The 15,126-nt window shown below is 27.3% G+C and carries 15 protein-coding genes; 14 read left to right on the top strand and 1 reads right to left on the bottom strand.

The window, feature by feature from the left end; genetic code table 11:
• Positions 1–268 precede the first annotated feature (268 nt).
• From VJI94_RS07125 to VJI94_RS07095, 7 genes are all read left to right on the top strand, one after another.
• Positions 269–1,531 (top strand): ABC transporter permease, encoded by a 1,263-nt coding sequence (locus VJI94_RS07125; RefSeq protein ID WP_324008843.1) that lies wholly within the window; start codon positions 269–271, stop codon positions 1,529–1,531.
• A complete protein-coding gene (locus tag VJI94_RS07120; RefSeq protein WP_324008842.1) occupies positions 1,524–2,393 on the top strand; it encodes an ABC transporter ATP-binding protein in 870 nt (289 codons plus the stop codon). Before VJI94_RS07125 ends, VJI94_RS07120 begins: the two co-directional genes overlap by 8 nt.
• 9 nt (positions 2,394–2,402) lie before the next feature.
• Positions 2,403–3,278: a hypothetical protein gene (locus VJI94_RS07115; protein WP_324008841.1), complete on the top strand. Its 876-nt coding sequence runs from the start codon at positions 2,403–2,405 to the stop codon at positions 3,276–3,278.
• 218 nt (positions 3,279–3,496) lie between these two features.
• On the top strand, positions 3,497–4,519 hold the full coding sequence (locus VJI94_RS07110) for a LacI family DNA-binding transcriptional regulator (protein WP_324008840.1): 1,023 nt from the start codon (positions 3,497–3,499) through the stop codon (positions 4,517–4,519).
• A gap of 40 nt (positions 4,520–4,559) precedes the next feature.
• Positions 4,560–6,320: an ABC transporter ATP-binding protein gene (locus VJI94_RS07105; RefSeq protein WP_324008839.1), complete on the top strand. Its 1,761-nt coding sequence runs from the start codon at positions 4,560–4,562 to the stop codon at positions 6,318–6,320.
• Positions 6,310–8,064, top strand: coding sequence for an ABC transporter ATP-binding protein (locus tag VJI94_RS07100; protein ID WP_324008838.1), 1,755 nt, complete (start codon positions 6,310–6,312; stop codon positions 8,062–8,064). The genes VJI94_RS07105 and VJI94_RS07100 overlap by 11 nt, the downstream gene beginning before the upstream one ends.
• Entirely contained in the window at positions 8,045–8,275 is a 231-nt protein-coding gene (locus VJI94_RS07095) for a hypothetical protein (RefSeq protein WP_324008837.1), read from the top strand. Before VJI94_RS07100 ends, VJI94_RS07095 begins: the two co-directional genes overlap by 20 nt.
• Before the next feature lie 843 nt (positions 8,276–9,118).
• Here the strand turns inward: VJI94_RS07095 and VJI94_RS07090 are convergent.
• The gene (locus tag VJI94_RS07090) at positions 9,119–9,364 is read right to left on the bottom strand and encodes a type B 50S ribosomal protein L31 (RefSeq protein WP_004832367.1); all 246 of its coding nucleotides are present in this window, start codon (positions 9,362–9,364) and stop codon (positions 9,119–9,121) included.
• Between the two features lie 212 nt (positions 9,365–9,576).
• Between VJI94_RS07090 and thyA the strand changes: the two genes are divergently transcribed.
• The 7 genes from thyA to rpsU all read left to right on the top strand — a co-directional run bounded on the left by thyA (position 9,577) and on the right by rpsU (position 15,073).
• Positions 9,577–10,407, top strand: a complete 831-nt coding sequence (gene thyA, locus VJI94_RS07085; RefSeq protein WP_324008836.1) for a thymidylate synthase — start codon at positions 9,577–9,579, stop codon at positions 10,405–10,407.
• A 9-nt stretch (positions 10,408–10,416) separates the two neighbouring features.
• A complete protein-coding gene (locus VJI94_RS07080) occupies positions 10,417–10,953 on the top strand; it encodes a flavin reductase family protein (RefSeq protein WP_324008835.1) in 537 nt (178 codons plus the stop codon).
• 127 nt (positions 10,954–11,080) lie between these two features.
• On the top strand, positions 11,081–11,524 hold the full coding sequence (locus VJI94_RS07075) for a GNAT family N-acetyltransferase (protein ID WP_324008834.1): 444 nt from the start codon (positions 11,081–11,083) through the stop codon (positions 11,522–11,524).
• Between the two features lie 10 nt (positions 11,525–11,534).
• Entirely contained in the window at positions 11,535–13,619 is a 2,085-nt protein-coding gene (gene topA, locus VJI94_RS07070) for a type I DNA topoisomerase (protein WP_324008833.1), read from the top strand.
• A 102-nt stretch (positions 13,620–13,721) separates the two neighbouring features.
• The gene (locus tag VJI94_RS07065; RefSeq protein ID WP_324008832.1) at positions 13,722–14,234 is read left to right on the top strand and encodes an isochorismatase family cysteine hydrolase; all 513 of its coding nucleotides are present in this window, start codon (positions 13,722–13,724) and stop codon (positions 14,232–14,234) included.
• Positions 14,235–14,405: 171 nt separating this feature from the next.
• Positions 14,406–14,747 carry a histidine triad nucleotide-binding protein gene (locus VJI94_RS07060; RefSeq protein ID WP_324008831.1) on the top strand — a complete coding sequence of 114 codons (342 nt, stop codon included), beginning with the start codon at positions 14,406–14,408 and terminating at the stop codon, positions 14,745–14,747.
• 146 nt (positions 14,748–14,893) lie between these two features.
• Complete coding sequence (gene rpsU, locus VJI94_RS07055) at positions 14,894–15,073, top strand: 30S ribosomal protein S21 (protein WP_004832359.1); 180 nt, start codon at positions 14,894–14,896, stop codon at positions 15,071–15,073.
• The last annotated feature ends 53 nt before the right edge of the window (positions 15,074–15,126 follow it).

The raw sequence follows: 15,126 nt of genomic DNA, 5'->3' as shown, positions 1-15,126 counted from the left end.
TTCATAATTAAAAGCTTCATAAACAATAAGTACGATATTTTAAAATTAAAATTATACAATCTCAAATTATCTTACTATATGATATAATTTTATTTTATGTCAATATATAGGAGAAAAAATACTAGTTATTATATTTGACAAATATTGACAATTATGATATTCTCGTAGTAATGATTTACCTAGAATATAAAGTAAATAGATAAATTGATTTTTTAAAATGTGTTGATTATAAAATGTTTTTTGTTGCGTTTTACTTTTGGAGGTAGTTATGTGTAATTTGTTTTTTAAATATTTTATAAAGCAAAAGAAAAATATTCTATTTCTTATTATAATTATAATTATTGGAACTGTTATATCTTCTATTTCAAAAATTGAAAATAATAAAAATAAAGAAGAACGAATTTATTCTAAAGAAAGAGCTATAGAGATATTTAAACAGGACATTAAAGAGGTTGATAAAGATTTAGAAAATGATAATATTTCAGATGAAGAAAAAACAGAATTAAATAATATGAAAAAAAGAAATATTGCCAATATACAGAATTATGAAAAAACAATCCAAGACATTAAAACAGAAAATTGGCAATCATTATATGAAAGTGAATTAAAGCATTCTTTAGATTCCAATGGAATTTTTGCTTTAAAAGGGTTTAGTACAAATGGAATAGATTATACTGCAAATCAATTGACAGTAGAGATAACTTATAAAATATTGAAGTATTTAACAGAAAATGACCTTCCTTCAGCTCATCCATTATATTTAGAGAAAACAGAGTTTGAACAACCTCGAACTTCAGAAGAAAGTAAACTTCTTGACTATCATAGCAAAAAAACACTAATTGGAACTTCACATAGATTATGGGATTTTTTTACAAATAATTTAGTATTAATCTATACTTTTATAATTGTTGTAACTTTTGGAATTCTATTTTCAAAGCTGGAGGAAAGTCAAAATAAAACAATTAGATTTTTAAGGACATCGGGGGCAAGTAAATTTAGGATTGTATCGTCGGGACTTTTTACATGTGGAATTTTAACGATTATACTTGGACTATTGATACCTACAATATTTTTTGGAATAGAATTTTTAATAAACGGGTCATCATCTTTTAAATATCCGATTACAACTTATATTGCAAAAAGTGATTATTATTCACTTCTGAGTTTTGGATATAAGATTGTCCCAATATCTGATGTTTTAATAAAAAGTTTGATTTTGTTCTTGCTCTATGGAATATTTATTTTTTTATTTACAAGTGCAATTTCAACTTTTGTAAAATCAAGTTTTAAAACTGTTATTTTATCTTTTGGGCTGATAGCAACTTTACAGATGTTTAATAAATGGTATAATCCGTTTTCATACTGGAGAGTTGGAAAGATTGCTGACGGCAGTATAAATATTTTATCTAAAACTATTACTTATAGTTTTAACAAATCTTGTAAAATTTTAGCAATTGGAATTTGTATTTTAACTATTTTATTGATTTGTATAGCTTTTATTCAAGATAGAAGGAGGAATGGATATGCCTAGTTTGTGTATAAAAAATCTTACTAAAAGATATGGAGAGAATGTAGTTTTAAATGATTTATCTTTAGAGCTTGAAAATGCAGAGGTTTGGGCTTTGGTTGCACCTAATGGAACGGGAAAAACTACTCTTTTGGATTGTATTACAAATTTGAATAGCTATCAATCCGGACAGATTACTGTAAATGGTATAGATAATAGGGATAATGCTATTTTTAAAAAATTGTCATATTTACAGGATGCAAGTATTTTATTTCCGAATTTAACAGGACTTGATCATTTGAAATTTGTTGCAAATATACAAAAATTGCCAAAGACTAGAATAAAAGAAATTGTAAGTTTAACAAAGATTGAAAAATTTTATAAAAGACCTGTAAAGACATATTCTTTGGGAATGAAACAGAGATTACTTTTGGCTATTGCACTTATTAATAATCCTGAAGTTTTATTGCTTGACGAACCTTTTAACGGGCTTGATCCTAGCAGTCAAATAGAGCTTAGAGTTATGTTAAAGGAAATTTCAGAAAAGGGAACTCTGGTAATTTTATCTACACATTTTTTAGGAGAAATTAGCCAATTAACCGATAATCTTTTATTTATAAAGGATAAAAAAATTGTCAAAAAAATTGTAGAAGACGAATTTTTAATCTATGCAATTGATACTACTTCAAATGATCAAACTTTAGAAATTTTATCTCCATTTGTAGTAAGTGCCGAAATTGAAAAAGATATGATTATTTGTCAATTTAAAAAGAATTCTTTTGACGATGCAATTAAGGCAATACAGGATAAAGGCATAAAATTAATTAAAATAAGAGAGCATATAAATGCGTCTGAACAGATGTATCAAAGACTGTTTGCTGAGTAGGTGAATGTTATGAATACTTTGATATTAGAATGTAAAAAATTTATAAGAAGTAGAATATTTGTAGTAATTTTAGGAGTTATATTAGTTTTATTAGCTTCTCTATTTTATAAAAATTATTTAAATTATCAACAAGTCGATACAGATAAAAAGCATGAATTACTCATGATAAAAAAAGGAATAGGAGATATTTTATATCCTGCTGACGGAAAGTCACCTTGTATATATTCTGGTGATAAAGATAAAATGGATTTGTTAAAAAAATCTCTTGAAATATCAGAAAAGATTTTAAAACTAAAGCATAGCGGAGACGATAGAGGCTATATGGAAAGTGCAATTTTGATGTACGAAAAAATTGTTGAAATAAAAGAAAATGAAATAAATTTTTCTATGTCAAAAAGTTATGCTAATCACGAAAAAGAAAGGTTATCCGAAGTAATAAAAGCAAATGGAACTTTTCAATATGAAGAAGCCCCTTTAGACGGTGTTTTGCTTGAATATAATAATATAAAGTATATTCTAGCTGTAATTTTTTTGATGGCTCTATCTTACTTCTTCATAACAACTTATTTAGATTTTTATTATCATAAGGGATTTTTATTTACACTTCCAATTAAAAAGACGAGTTTTATAATTGGAAAGGCTATGATTTCTTTTGCTATTAATATTATATTGATAATAAGTCAGTTTGGGTTAAGTTTAGTTTTTTCTTATCTTTGGAAGTGGAAAAATACTTTTAATTATCCTGTGTTTTCTAATTTGACAGGAGGATTTTTACCTGTAAATAAGGCTATGATTAATTATATAGGAATAGAAATAGGAATATGCTTTATTGCATTGATTATTTTTGCTGTTTTTTATAGTTTATATATTAAAATTAAAAAATAAAATTTTTTTACTGTAAAGTATTTTTCAAATTATTTTACAGTATTTTTTTGAAATTTTAGTTCCATAATATTTTATAAAAACGTTATGTATTTCTTAGGAAAATTTTGAAAATTTATTTTCCCCAAGTGTTTTATTTTAATAAAAAGTGTGATATAATAGTATTGAATTTTGTAAACGATTTAATTATAATTATAAATTTATTTTAAAGGAGTGATAAAATGTCAGCACCTACTATAAAAGATGTAGCTAAATTAGCAGGAGTTTCAATTTCTACTGTTTCAAGAGTTATGAATGAGTCGAAACCTGTTAGCCCGGAATCAAGAAGAAAAGTTTTAGATGCAATAAAAAAATTGGACTTTAAGCCTAATGAATTGGCAAGAAGCCTTGTAATGAGAAAATCAAATATGATTGGGGTTATTGTTAAAGATATAGGGATTTCCTATATGGCTCAAATCATTAGAGGAATCGAAGAAATTGGAAGAATGTATAATTACGATATTTTGCTTTCCAGCACGTATGGAGATATAGAAGCGGAGCACAAAATTATTGAATTTATGTGCACTAAGCAAGTTGAAGGAATAATTATGATAAGTGAAAAGATTAATCCTGAAATATTGTTTAAGTTGAAAAGTAAAAAAATTCCTTTTGTAAGACTTGATAAATTTTACGAATATACAGATGAGCATACTGTAAGTATAGATTACAAATCAACTTGTAATAAGATGACAAATTATCTTGTAGATGAAGGACATAAAAGTATCGTTTTTATAAGTGAAGATGTTACAAGTAGAATCGGTAGAGAAAAACTTGCAGGATTTAATGAAGCTGTTGCAGAAAGAAAAGTAAAATCAGCGCTTATAAATGCAAAAGACATAACAGTTCAAACAGGATATGATATGGGAGAAGAAATTTTCAAACTTATTAAAGAAAATAATTCAACTGTTGTATTTGCGAGTGAAGATACTTTGGCTATCGGTTTTATAAGTTATTGTTACGATAACGGTCTTAAAGTTCCACAAGATATTTCAGTTGCAGGGTTCGGCGATGATTTAATTGCATCAATTTACAGACCTGCACTTACAACGATAGAAGAACCGTATTATGATATGGGTGCAATCTCTATGAGAAAGTTGATTAAGGAACTTAGAAATGAAGAAAAATTAAAAGATGTTACAATTTTACCTTCAAGAATAATTGAAAGAGGTTCAGTTGCAACATTTACTAAGAAAAAAAGTAAATAAATTTTAAAAATGCTCTTCCTTTTGAAGAGCTTTTTTTGAAATGAAAGAGGGTGATAAAATGGGGATTTATTGGGCTGTCCGAGATGGCTTTAAAAAGGCAAAAACCAGATTTTTGCTGGGATGTGTCTTTGATATAATTAGTAGTTTAATTTTAATATATTTAGTAACATTAATAGGAACAATTGTGGATTTATTTAAAAGTCCGAATTTTGATGTTACAAAAATTTACAAATACGTAGCTTTAATGATATTTTTAGGAGCGGCTAACTTTTTAAGCTTTATGACTTTTTCGTATTTGGCTTTTGGTTCTGGGGCAAAACTTAAGATGTACTATAAAGATAAAATTTTTAGAAAAATTTTAAAAAAATCTCCCGACTTTTTTCAAAAAAATACTGCAGGAGATGTAATCGGGCTTGCGGATAATGAAACTAAATATATATTTGAATATTTCAGTTTTGGAATTCTATTAGTATGTGATTCTATGTTTATGCCTTTAATATGTGCATCATATTTAGTATTTTTCATATCTTGGAAGCTGACGATTGCAGTTATGTTTCCTTTTATCTTTACAGCTATTATTACAAATATAGTAAGTAAAAATATTGGAAAAGTGAATGAAAAAATGAATGTGACTTTTGGAAAGTCAAGTCAGGAGATATTGGAAATAATAGAAGGAATAAAACTTATAAAAAGTTATGTAAATGAAGAAGTAAGACAAAAAAATATTTCTAAAATCATTAAATATTATTTTGATTTGGCTTATTTGGAAGCTAATCTATGGATGTTAACATTTCTTTCAAACTCTTTTATAAGAGTAATTTCTATGATTATAGGACTTTTTTACGGAGCATTTTTAGTAAGAGACGGTAGTATTACAATTGGGAAGTTAGTGGTATTTTTTGGACTTGGAGAAACTTTAGCTTGGTCTTTCTGGGGACTTGGAGATTGTATAAATACTTATAAAAGAGCTCTGGTTTCAATAAATAGAATAAATCTTTTACTTGATGATAAGACGGAAATAGAAAATGGAGATAAGATTTTAGAAGACTTTTCCACTATGGAATTTAAAAACTTTTCTTTTAGTTATCCCGGAGAAAAAGAAGTTTCACTTAAGGATATCAGCTTTAAGTTAAATAAAGGAGAAACTTTGGGAATAGTTGGAAAAAGTGGAAGTGGAAAGAGTACATTAGTTAAACAGATTTTAAGATTTTATAATTTTGATAAAAATAGGATTTTTATAAATGATATTCCTTATGAAGACTATGATATTACATCAGTAAGAAATAAATTCGGATATGTAAGTCAAGAGAATATTTTGCTTTCTAAAACTGTCAGAGAAAATATTTTATTTGGAAGTATTGCAGAAAATGACGAAAAAATTATAAATGTTCTAAAAAAGGCAGACTTTTACAAAGATATACAAAATTTAGAAAAAGGACTTGAAACTATTGTTGGAGAACGTGGACTTGGACTTTCCGGAGGGCAAAAGCAAAGAATTTCTCTTGCCAGAGCTTTATATCGGGATCCTGAAATTTTAATTTTAGATGATTCTTTTTCAGCAATTGATGCGAATACTGAAAGTAAAATTGTAAATTCTCTTAAGGAAAACAGAAAAAATAGGACTAATATAATTATTTCTCATAGAATTTCTGCAGTTGAACATTCTGATTTGATTTTAGTTATGGACAATGGAGAAATAATCGACAGAGGTACTCACGAAGAACTTATTTCAAGAGATTCTTGGTATAAGGAACAATTTGAGTATCAAAGTTTGGATAGGGAGGAAGAAGATGAAAAATAGTAAATTAAAATTTTTAACTTCCTACCTTTTAGAAGAAAAAATTCTGCTTTTTACAGGTTCAATCTGTACTGTATTTAGGGTTTTTCTCGACGTATATTTACCGACTGTAATTTCTTCAATTATAGATGCAGACTTAGTAAATATGGAAAATTTTTATTCTTTTATTGTTCAAAAAGCATTGTTATATCTGGGACTTAATTTGTTGATTATAGTATTATTATTATTTGTTAGAACTTCTTTTAACAAATTATCTTGCAATATTGCATATAAAATTCAATTCAGTTTAATTAGACGTATGCAAAACTTTAAAATGCAATATTTTGACAGCTCTTATGCCGGAGATTTGGTTTCAAGATTTACAACAGATACTAATACAATTAAAGAGTTATATCAAACTCTTTTAAATGATCTTTTAGGCTTTATGTTGAATTTAGCAATGATGCTTACTGTAATGTTTTATATCAGTCCATATCTGCTATTAATTGTTTTAATTTATTTACCACTTATGTATATGGTAACTAAATATTACGGAGAAAAACTTACAGCAGTTACTAAAACTATAAGAAAACACGAGGGAATTACAAGCTCAATTTATAATGAAACAATTAAATCATTACCTGTAATTCAAGTATATGGGAATGAAGATTTGATGATTGAGTCTTTTGAAAAAGAAAATAAAGAAGTTGAAAAGAATTATATCAAAAGAACTATATTAAATGCTTTATTCTCTTGGAATTTAATCGACTTTGTAATGATTGTTACAAATGCTATTATAGTTTTAGTTTTTACAATTTTAAAAATTAATGGCTTGGGATTGAGTGTAGGTGTTTTATATATTTTAATTGAATATAATAAAAGAATTTTAAGGCTTTTTATGAATTTCTTATCACAAATAAACAGATATAAGACTGCACTCGTTTCTTGCGACAGAATAATCAAAATTTTTGAAATAGAAGAAGAAAAAACTACAGATAAGGAAATTGACCTTGAAGGAAATATTGAATTTAAAAATGTAGGCTTTGAATACAAAGAAAATGTTCCAGTTTTAAAGGATGTTAATTTTAAACTAAATAAAGGAAAGTCAATTGCCTTTGTAGGAGCTACCGGAAGTGGAAAGTCAACTATAATGAATTTGATTTTAGGTTTTTATGAAAATCAAAAAGGAGAAATTCTACTTGACGGGCAAAATATAAAAACATTAAGCAAAGCTTCTTACAGAAAACAAATGGCAGTTGTTCTTCAAGATCCATATATTTTCACAGGAAGTATAAGAGATAATATAACACTTAAAGATGAAAATATAACTGAGAGTGAAGTTTTAGACGCAATTGTAAAAGTTGGCGGTAAAAATCTTTTACAAAAAAGAAATAATAATTTGGATTATGAACTTGCTATAAGCGGTTCGGATTTATCTCTTGGAGAAAAACAAATTATCTGCTTTGCAAGAGCTATTGTTAGAAATCCGAAAGTTTTAATCTTAGATGAAGCAACTGCAAATATTGATACTGAAACGGAAAAAATAATCAATTATGGGATTGATGTTTTGAAACAGGGTAGAAGCACGATGATTATTGCACATAGATTGTCCACCGTGAAAAATTGTGATACAATAGTTATGATAGAAAACGGAAAAGTTTTAGAAACAGGTACACATGACGAGCTTATCGCTTTGAATGGGAAATATAAAACTTGGTATGAAATACAATCTGCAAAAGGGGACAATAATGAAGCAAGAGTATTATGATTTATATGATATAGTTATTAAAGATATAAATTCTGAAGGATATTTTGTTTATTCAAAAAGGGCTAAAAAGCTTATCAAAGAAAAAACTGATATGACTGTTGATCAACAAAAAAGAGCTTTTCAATTTTTTGAACTTATGGGATATTTTAATCAACATGATAAATTTCCGAAGATTTATATAAGAAGTAAAAAATTAAAAGGTGGTTGTTAATTTAAAAGGGCTGTGAAAACAGCTCTTTTTTGTTGTTTTTTGCTTTATTAAGTATTATGATGTTAAATATTTTATTTGTTATAATTTTTTAAAATAACTCGTAAGCTGTTTTATTATTAACGGTAAGCTATTAAACAAAGTTTTTTTCCTTATCCGTCATTTCGACTGTAGCGTTAGCGAAACGAATCTAGCCCTAACATTGATTATTTACTTTTAAATAATCAATAGTAGGTCTGACGCAAAGATTGTCCAAATCTTTGATTTGGAATACAATCGACTGCGAAAATCTCATACTTTTGCTTTAGCAAAAGTAAATGTATCGAAGATACATACAAAAATTATTTTAGAGTTTCTTTTGGGAATACTATTGCTTTTTATTAGTAAAAATAATTTTAAAAAACTTTTCTAAATTGTTAATTTCGAAATAGTCAACTACATAAATTTAATTCTATATAATGGAGCTTTATGAGATCTCTCCGCTTCGTTTCGCTTTGCTCAACTTCGGTCGAGATGACATATTGGGAGTTTTTCTTTGCTAAGTATTATGATGTTAAATATTTTATTTGTTATAATTTTTTTAAATAAATCGTAAGCCAATTTACATTTAACGGTAAGCTATTAAACGAGGTTTTTTTACTTATCCGTCATTTCGACTGTAGCGTTAGCGAAACGGAGAAATCTCATACTTTTGCTTTAGCAAAAGTAAATGTATCGAAGATACATATAAAAATTATTATAGAATTTCTTTCATAAATACTATTTTTTGTAAACAAGCAATAGTCGAGAAATCTCCTAAAGCCCATGATTTTTTGCAACAAAAAAAGCAGATTGCTCTGCTTTTTACTAGTCCATATTGTATCTTTTTTTGAATTTTTCAATTCTACCACCTTTTTCAACAAATCTTTGACGACCTGTGTAGAATGGGTGAGAGTCAGAACTGATTTCGATTTTAATTAATGGATAAGTGTTACCGTCTTCCATTTCTATTGTTTCATTTGAAGTTTTTGTTGAACCACAGATGAATTTATATCCACTTGTTGTATCCATAAAAACTACTTTATTATATTCTGGATGTATTCCCTTTTTCATTGTATTCACCTCGCTTAAATATTGTAAATTAATCACTTTAGATATTATACCATATCACAAAACTTAAATCAAGTATTTTTAATATAGAAATTAAAAATATTTTGAAATATAGCAAAAGCTATAAGCAATATGTTGTGAAAAACACTTTAATGAATTTGCCTTTTTTTAATAAAAATGTTATTCTTATTGTAGAATAATTTTAGGAGATAATTATGAGTAGAGCAGATGATATATTTATTTCAATGTGTAAAGATATACTTGAAAATGGAGTAGATACAAAAGGAGAAAAAGTTCGTCCTGTTTGGGAGGATGGAACAAAGGCATATACGATAAAAAAATTTGGAGTTGTAAATAGATACAATTTGGCGGAAGAATTTCCTGCACTTACACTTAGAAAAACAGCCATAAAATTATGTACTGACGAAATGCTTTGGATATGGCAAAAGAAGTCCAATAATATTAAGGATTTAAAGAGTCATGTTTGGGATGAATGGGCTGATGAAAACGGAAGTATCGGAAAGGCTTACGGTTATCAGCTTGGAGTTAAACATAAATATAAGGAAGGGATGTTTGATCAGGTTGATAGAGTTATTTTCGATTTAAAAAATAATCCTTATAGTAGAAGAATAATTACAAATATTTACGTTCATGAAGATTTATCTGAAATGAATTTATATCCTTGCGCATATAGTATGACTTTTAATGTTACAGGGAACAAGCTGAATGCTATTTTAAATCAAAGGAGTCAAGATGTTTTGGCAGCAAATAATTGGAATGTTTGTCAATATGCAATTTTGATTCATATGCTTGCTAGAGAATGTAATTTGGAAGTTGGAGAGCTTGTTCATGTAATAGCTGATGCTCATATCTATGATAGACATGTTCCGATTATAAAAGAACTTATTACAAGGGAAAAATTTCCAGCTCCAAAGATTACTTTAAATCCTGATGTTAAAAACTTTTACGATTTTACATCAGATGATGTTATAATAGAAAATTATAAATGTGGAGAACAAATAAAAGATATTCCGATTGCAATTTAGGAGAAAATTATGAAAAGAAAAATTAATGTTTTTGATTATGCAAAAGAAATAATGTTGGCAGTTGAAAAAGGTGTTTTGCTTACTACAAAGTCAAAAGGAAAGGTAAATACAATGTCAATTTCTTGGGGAACTTTGGGAATAGAATGGAATAGACCGATTTTTACAGCATTTGTTAGAGAAAGTCGTTTTACAAAAAAATTACTTGATGAAAGTGGAGAATTTACTGTAAATATTTTTTTAAATAATTTTGATAAAAATATAATTGGAGTTTGTGGAACTAAATCAGGAAGAGATACCGATAAAATTAAAGATTTGAATTTAACTTTAGTTGAATCTGAAATTGTAGATGTTCCAGCTATTAAAGAATTGCCTTTAACTTTGGAATGTAAGGTTATTTATAAACAAAAACAGGATGAAAATGCAATTCCTAAGGAAATAAAGGAAAAAAATTATCCTGAAAATGTGTCAGGAGAGTTTTATGGGGCAAATAAAGATTACCATACAGCTTATTATGGAGAAATTGTAAGTGCTTATATAATAGAATAAACTTAAATTTTGTGCCAATTTTTAAAAATTGGCACTTTTTTAATTGTAAAATCATAAAAATATATTGACAAAATTAATTAAATTATATAACATATAGAGAGTTTAAAGATTATACGGAGTTGTTTTTATGGAATATAGAATTTTAAAAAGCGAAGAAATGGAAAAGGCATATGCTTTGCGAGAGGAAGTTTTTGTAGATGAACAAAAAGTTCCGCTTGAATATGAAATTGACAATAAAGACAGTTTGGAAGATACAATTCATGTGGGAGTTTTTGAGGGAGAGGAGCTTCTTGCAACTGCAAGAATTATGAATATAAATAAAGATATTGTCTATTTTGGAAGAGCCTGTGTAAAGAAATCTTGCAGAGGAAAGGGAGTAGGAAAGTTTTTATTTATAAATATGGAAGAAACTGTAAAAAAATTTAAAAAAGAAAACGAAAAAAAGACAATAAGATTTTCAGCACAATATCATGCAATGACCTTTTATGAAATGTTAGGTTATACAAAAGATAATGATGATATTTTTGTTGAAGTTGGAATAGAACATATTTCGATGAGTAAGATTGTGTAAGGAGTTAGTTTTGTATAAAAATTTAGTTATAGTAGAATCTCCAACAAAGGCTAAAACAGTTAGCAAAATGCTTGGAAGTAATTACAAAGTTGTAGCAAGTGTTGGACATATAAGAGATTTACCTAAAAGTAAAATGGGGATAGATATAGAAAATAATTTTGAACCTGAATATATAAATGTAAGAGGAAAATCGTCTAAGATTAAAGAATTAAAAGAACTTTATAAAAATTCTGAAAATATATATCTTGCAACCGATCCTGACAGAGAGGGAGAAGCAATTTCTTGGCATATAGCCTACCTTTTAGGTCTTGATATTAATGATAATAACAGAATAGAATTTCACGAAATTACTAAAAAAAGTATCAAAGAATCTATAAAAAATTCGAGAAAAATAGATATGAATTTAGTAAATTCACAACAAGCTAGAAGAGTTTTAGACAGACTTGTAGGTTATAAACTATCTCCAATTCTTTGGAAAAAAATAAAGAGTGGACTTTCTGCTGGACGTGTTCAATCTGCGACTTTAAAAATTATCTGTGAACGTCAAGAAGAAATAGATAATTTTGTTCCTGAAGAATTTTGGAAGATTGAAGGGATACATAATGTCCAAAATATAGAATTTAAATCACTTTATTATGGAGAATATGAAAATAAAAAAATAGTAAAAAAAGAGATAAAAAACGAAAAAGAGGCTTTAAAAGTTGTAGAAAAAACGGATAAAGACAATTTTATCGTGGAAGATGTAAAAAAGGTAAAAAAAGAGAGAAAACCTCAACAACCTTTTACTACAAGTACATTACAACAGGAAGCGGGAAGAAAATTAGGTTTTTCAAGCTCAATGACTATGAGTATTGCCCAACAACTTTATGAAGGGATTAATGTTGGTAAAGAAGGCTCTGTCGGTTTAATTTCATATATGAGAACTGACTCAACTAGAATTTCATCAGAAATAGTTGCAGAGGCAATTGAGTATATTACCGAAAATTATGGGAAAAATTATGCAAGTAAAGGTAATGAGTACAATTTAAAGAAAAAAAATTCACAAGATGCTCATGAGGGTGTTAGACCTAGTAGTATTTTTAGAAGTCCTGAAAAAATAAAAAGCTATTTAACTGCAAATCAATATAAATTATATAAATTGATTTGGGAAAGAACAGTCGCTTCTCAAATGAAATCTGAAAGTTATGAAAGTACTCAAATAGTTTTAAATTCAAATAATTGTATCTATAAATTAAATGGAAGATACACTTTATTTGACGGATTTTCAAAAATATATACTTCAAGCGATATAAAAGATGAAATATTACCTAAATTAGAAGTTAAAGATGTAATAAATGCTGAAAAAATAGAAAAAAGCCAACATTTTACAAAACCTGTTGCCAATTTCACAGAAGCTACTTTAGTTAAAAAACTTGAAGAAAACGGAATAGGAAGACCAAGCACCTATGCAAGTATTATAAATAGTTTGACAAGCAGATTTTATATTTTAATTGAGAATAAAAAAATCATTCCAACGGATTTAGGAAAAAATGTAAATAAGTTTTTAGTTTCCAACTTTGAAACAATTATAAATGAAAAATTCACTATGGAAATGGAAGAAAAACTTGATGAAATAGCTGAAAATAAAAAGGATTGGAAAAAAGTTATTTCTGACTTCTATGCTGTTTTTGAAACATTTTTGAAAAAGTCTGAGGGGGATTCAGAGGATTATAAAATAAAAGATGAAGTTCTTGATGAAAAATGTCCACAATGTGGTAAAAATTTGGTTGTCAAAAAGACAAAATTCGGTAGATTTATCGGTTGTAGCGGATTTCCTGATTGTAATTATATAAAAAAGGAAGTTAAAGATACTGGGGTAAAATGTCCTAAATGTGGTGGAAGAATAATAGAAAAAATATCCAAAAAGAGAAAAGTTTTTTACGGTTGTGAAAATTATCCTGAATGTGACTATGCAATTTGGGATAAACCGATAGCTGATAAAAAATGCGAAAAATGTGGAAAATTCTTAGTGGAAGTTAAAAACAGATTTAAACATGCACTAAAATGTTCCGATGAAAATTGCGATTTTGAAATTGATTTAAAGAAAAAGAAATAGAAACTTAAGAATTTTATAATTTGACAAAAGATTAATTAATGTATATAATTTATTTGGTTAAAATATTTAGATTTTTTTATAAAAAACTTTTGGAGGCAGGTTATGAAAATATTAGTTGTTATTGATGTTCAAAATGATTTTGTTGATGGTAGATTGGGAACTCAAGAGGCTATAAATATGATTCCAAATTTAAAGGAAAAAATTAAAAACTTTGATGGAGAAATTATTTATACAATGGATACTCATGATGACAATTACTTAAACACACAAGAGGGTAGAAAACTTCCTATAAAACATTGTATTAAGGGAACTGATGCTTGGAAAATCAGAGAAGGTATCTATAAAGAAAATTGTAAAATTTTTGAAAAAGCAGGTTTTGGCTCCAGCGACTTGGTTGAGTATTTAAAAAGCATAAACGAAAAAGAGAAAATTGAAAGTATAGAATTTGTTGGAATTTGCACAGATATTTGTGTGATTGTAAATACTTTAATGATTAAGGGATTTTTACCTGAAGTTGAATTAATTGTAGATAGTAAATGTTGTGCGGGAGTTACTCCGCAAAGTCATAATACAGCATTGGAAGCTATGAAAATGTGTCAAGTTGATATTTTGTAAAAAATAAATTATTTAATTAAGCAAAAAAAGCAATAACACGATATGCAATAATATACCATTGCAATCGTGTTTTTTCTTGTAAAGATAGTTGGTATATGGTATAATAGACAATAATTAAAATAGAGCTTATCTATTTTGATTTTGATATATTTATTATATGGAGGTGAGATAATGGATTGTATATTTTGCAAAATTGTTAATGGAGAAATTCCGTCAAACAAAATTTATGAAGATGATGATATAGTTGCATTTAACGATTTATCCCCTCAAGCTCCGATTCATTTTTTAGTAATTCCTAAAAAACATATTGAATCTTGTAATTTTGTAGGTAAGGAAAATTCTGAAGTGGTTGGGAAGATATTTTTAAAAATTTCTGAACTTGCCAAAGAAATGGGATTTGATGAATCAGGTTATAGAATCATAAATAATTGTAATGAAGACGGCGGACAAACTGTTAAGCATTTACATTTTCACGTTCTTGCAGGACGTAGTTTAAATTGGCCACCGGGCTAAAATTGAATATATTATAAAAATTTATAAATTTTATTAATTATACTAAAAAAATATAGTGAATTTACTTGAATTTATATCAATTTTGTTGTATAATATGAGTGATTATTTCTCAAGACAGTTTGTCTATATAAGAGAGGGGGGATATCATGGCAGAGATCAGAGTTGGCGAAAACGAATCTTTGGATAATGCGTTGAAAAGATTTAAAAGACAATGTGCACGTGCTGGAGTGCTTTCAGAATATAGAAAAAGAGAACATTACGAAAAGCCAAGTGTAAAGAGAAAGAAAAAATCAGAGGCAGCAAGAAGAAAAAAGAAAAAATTCTAAGCTGTTTAAAATTTAATTGTTTGAATTAAACTAAAGTCCTTTTTTAAGGACTT

The organism is Parvimonas sp. D9, assembly GCF_035282565.1.
GTDB lineage: Bacteria > Bacillota > Clostridia > Tissierellales > Peptoniphilaceae > Parvimonas > Parvimonas micra.
This window is presented reverse-complemented; position numbering and strand designations above follow the sequence as displayed.

What these genes read in the sequence shown, in the direction of transcription:
- VJI94_RS07125 (WP_324008843.1), top strand. Translation starts at nt 269, where the DNA reads ATGTGTAATTTGTTTTTTAAATATTTTATAAAGCAAAAGAAAAATATT.
- VJI94_RS07120 (WP_324008842.1), top strand. Translation starts at nt 1,524, where the DNA reads ATGCCTAGTTTGTGTATAAAAAATCTTACTAAAAGATATGGAGAGAAT.
- VJI94_RS07115 (WP_324008841.1), top strand. Translation starts at nt 2,403, where the DNA reads ATGAATACTTTGATATTAGAATGTAAAAAATTTATAAGAAGTAGAATA.
- VJI94_RS07110 (WP_324008840.1), top strand. Translation starts at nt 3,497, where the DNA reads ATGTCAGCACCTACTATAAAAGATGTAGCTAAATTAGCAGGAGTTTCA.
- VJI94_RS07105 (WP_324008839.1), top strand. Translation starts at nt 4,560, where the DNA reads ATGAAAGAGGGTGATAAAATGGGGATTTATTGGGCTGTCCGAGATGGC.
- VJI94_RS07100 (WP_324008838.1), top strand. Translation starts at nt 6,310, where the DNA reads ATGAAAAATAGTAAATTAAAATTTTTAACTTCCTACCTTTTAGAAGAA.
- VJI94_RS07095 (WP_324008837.1), top strand. Translation starts at nt 8,045, where the DNA reads ATGAAGCAAGAGTATTATGATTTATATGATATAGTTATTAAAGATATA.
- VJI94_RS07090 (WP_004832367.1), bottom strand. Translation starts at nt 9,364, where the DNA reads ATGAAAAAGGGAATACATCCAGAATATAATAAAGTAGTTTTTATGGAT.
- thyA (WP_324008836.1), top strand. Translation starts at nt 9,577, where the DNA reads ATGAGTAGAGCAGATGATATATTTATTTCAATGTGTAAAGATATACTT.
- VJI94_RS07080 (WP_324008835.1), top strand. Translation starts at nt 10,417, where the DNA reads ATGAAAAGAAAAATTAATGTTTTTGATTATGCAAAAGAAATAATGTTG.
- VJI94_RS07075 (WP_324008834.1), top strand. Translation starts at nt 11,081, where the DNA reads ATGGAATATAGAATTTTAAAAAGCGAAGAAATGGAAAAGGCATATGCT.
- VJI94_RS07065 (WP_324008832.1), top strand. Translation starts at nt 13,722, where the DNA reads ATGAAAATATTAGTTGTTATTGATGTTCAAAATGATTTTGTTGATGGT.
- VJI94_RS07060 (WP_324008831.1), top strand. Translation starts at nt 14,406, where the DNA reads ATGGATTGTATATTTTGCAAAATTGTTAATGGAGAAATTCCGTCAAAC.
- rpsU (WP_004832359.1), top strand. Translation starts at nt 14,894, where the DNA reads ATGGCAGAGATCAGAGTTGGCGAAAACGAATCTTTGGATAATGCGTTG.